This window comes from Streptomyces sp. NPDC020362 (genome assembly GCF_040642095.1).
GTDB lineage: Bacteria > Actinomycetota > Actinomycetes > Streptomycetales > Streptomycetaceae > Streptomyces.
On record NZ_JBFAET010000278.1, the window covers coordinates 1 to 2753 of the forward strand.

Annotated in this window: 4 protein-coding genes; all 4 read left to right on the top strand. The window is 70.1% G+C overall.

The annotated features are described in order from the left end of the window. The coding region (locus AB0H32_RS44195; RefSeq protein WP_361134040.1) for an adenosylhomocysteinase at positions 1–116 on the top strand (116 nt) is incomplete at its 5' end. 27 nt (positions 117–143) lie between these two features. Next, positions 144–1355, top strand: coding sequence for a methionine adenosyltransferase (gene metK / locus AB0H32_RS44200; RefSeq protein WP_361134017.1), 1212 nt, complete (start codon positions 144–146; stop codon positions 1353–1355). A gap of 1 nt (position 1356) precedes the next feature. Beyond that, positions 1357–2349, top strand: a complete 993-nt coding sequence (locus AB0H32_RS44205; RefSeq protein ID WP_361134020.1) for a carbohydrate kinase family protein — start codon at positions 1357–1359, stop codon at positions 2347–2349. Beyond that, the coding region (locus tag AB0H32_RS44210) for a homocysteine S-methyltransferase family protein (RefSeq protein ID WP_361134022.1) at positions 2346–2753 on the top strand (408 nt) is incomplete at its 3' end. The genes AB0H32_RS44205 and AB0H32_RS44210, both read left to right, overlap by 4 nt.

The following is a 2753-nucleotide window of genomic DNA, read 5'->3' on the forward strand; positions in this document are numbered from 1 at the left end:
CCCGCCTCCACCTGGACTCGCTCGGCGTGAAGCTCACCGAGCTGCGCCCCGAGCAGGCCGCGTACATCGGCGTGGAGGTCGAGGGCCCGTACAAGCCGGACCACTACCGCTACTGAGCCGCATCACCGACACCTGGAGTGCACATGTCCCGCCGCCTGTTCACCTCGGAGTCCGTGACCGAGGGCCACCCCGACAAGATCGCAGACCAGATCAGTGACACCGTTCTCGACGCCCTCCTGCGCGAGGACCCCGCCGCCCGGGTCGCCGTCGAGACGCTGATCACCACCGGGCAGGTCCATGTCGCCGGCGAGGTGACCACCACCGCGTACGCGCCGATCGCCGCACTCGTGCGCGAGAAGATCCTGGAGATCGGGTACGACTCGTCGGTGAAGGGTTTCGACGGCGCCTCCTGCGGCGTCTCCGTCTCCATCGGCGCCCAGTCCCCCGACATCGCCCAGGGCGTCGACGTCGCGTACGAAAGGCGCGTCGACGACTCGGCGGCCGACGAACTCGACCAGCAGGGCGCGGGCGACCAGGGCCTGATGTTCGGTTACGCGACCGACGAGACCCCCAATCTCATGCCGTTGCCCATCGAGTTGGCGCACCGGCTCTCCCGCCGGCTGACCGAGGTGCGCAAGGACGGCACGGTCCCCTATCTCCGCCCCGACGGAAAGACCCAGGTCACCATCGAGTACGCGGGCAGCCGCCCGGTCCGGCTGGACACCGTCGTCGTCTCCTCGCAGCACGCCGCCGACATCGACCTCGGCTCGCTCCTCACCCCCGACATCCGGGAGTTCGTCGTCGAGCACGTTCTCGGGCAGCTGGCCGACGACGGCATCAAGCTCGACACGGACGGCTACCGGCTGCTCGTCAATCCGACGGGCCGTTTCGAGATCGGCGGCCCGATGGGCGACGCCGGTCTGACCGGACGCAAGATCATCATCGATACGTACGGTGGCATGGCCCGCCATGGCGGCGGCGCCTTCTCCGGCAAGGACCCCTCCAAGGTGGACCGTTCTGCGGCCTATGCGATGCGCTGGGTCGCCAAGAACGTCGTCGCCGCCGGGCTCGCCCAGCGCTGCGAGGTCCAGGTCGCCTACGCCATCGGCAAGGCCGAGCCCGTCGGACTGTTCATCGAGACCTTCGGCACCGCACGCGTGGCCACCGACCGGATAGCGAAGGCCGTCGCCGAGGTCTTCGACCTGCGCCCGGCCGCCATCATCCGCGACCTGGACCTGCTGCGCCCGATCTACGCCCAGACCGCCGCGTACGGCCATTTCGGGCGTGAACTGGAGGACTTCACCTGGGAGCGCACCGACCGGGTGGACGCCCTGCGCACGGCCGCGGGGATCTGACATGCGCATCGCCGTGAGTGGGTCCGTCGCCACCGACCATCTGATGACCTTCCCCGGGAAGTTCGCCGATCAGCTCCTGCCCGACCAGCTGGACAAGGTCTCGCTGTCCTTCCTCGTCGGCAGTCTGGACGTCCGACGCGGCGGGGTCGCCGCCAACATCGCCTACGGCCTGGGCGGCTTCGGCCTTGCTCCCGTACTGGTCGCCTCCGTCGGCGACGACTTCGCCGAGTACCGGGTCTGGCTCAAGGAGCACGGGGTGGACACCGATGTCGTCCACGTCTCCGCAACCCGTCAGACGGCACGCTTCCTGTGCCTGACCGACCGCGAGCTGAATCAGATCGCCGCCTTCTACCCGGGCGCCATGTCCGAGGCCCGGGACATCGCCGTCCAGCGGGTCGTCGACCACGCCGGCCGCCTCGACCTGGTCTTCGTCGCGCCCAACGACCCCGAGGCGATGCTCCGGCACACGGCCGAGTGCAGGGCCGCCGGCATCCCGTTCGCCGCCGACCCCTCGCAGCAGCTGGCCAGCCTCGACGGGGAGCAGACGGCGCGTCTCGTGGACGGTGCGCGCTGGCTGTTCACCAACGAATACGAGGCGTCCCTGCTCCTCGAACGCACGGGCCGCCGACGCGAGGACGTCCTGCGGCAGGTCGGCACCTGGGTCACCACGCTCGGGGCGGACGGGGTGCGCATCGACCGCGAAGGAGCCGAAACCCTCACCGTCCCGGCCGTCCCGGTCACGGACGCGGCAGATCCGACCGGTGCCGGGGACGCCTTCCGCGCCGGTTTCCTCGCGGCAACCGGCCGGGGTCTGTCACCTGCGGCATCCGCCCGCCTGGGCTGCGCGCTGGCCACAACGGCGCTGCGCACCACGGGACCGCAGGAGTACGAGGTCCGGCCCGACCGGTTGCTCGCGGACATCACCACCGTCTACGGGCCCGCCGCGGCGCGGCCCTTCGGCGACTGGCTGGGTGACCCCGGAGCGCGGTCATGAGCGCCCGTACCGACGCGCTCCGAGAAGCGCTCGCCTCCAGGGTGGTGGTGGCCGACGGGGCGATGGGCACGATGCTCCAGGCGCAGGACCCGACGCTCGAGGATTTCGAGCATCTCGAGGGCTGTAACGAGATTCTCAATGTCACCCGTCCCGACATCGTCCGTTCCGTCCATGAGGCGTACTTCGCCGTGGGTGTGGACTGTGTGGAGACCAACACGTTCGGTGCGAACCATTCCGCGCTCGGCGAGTACGACATCCCCGAGCGTGTCCACGAGCTGTCGGAGGCGGGTGCGCGTGTGGCCCGGGAGGTCGCCGACGAGTTCACCGCCGGGGACGGCCGGCCCCGCTGGGTGCTCGGCTCGATCGGTCCGGGTACCAAGCTGCCCACTTTGGGTCACGCTCTT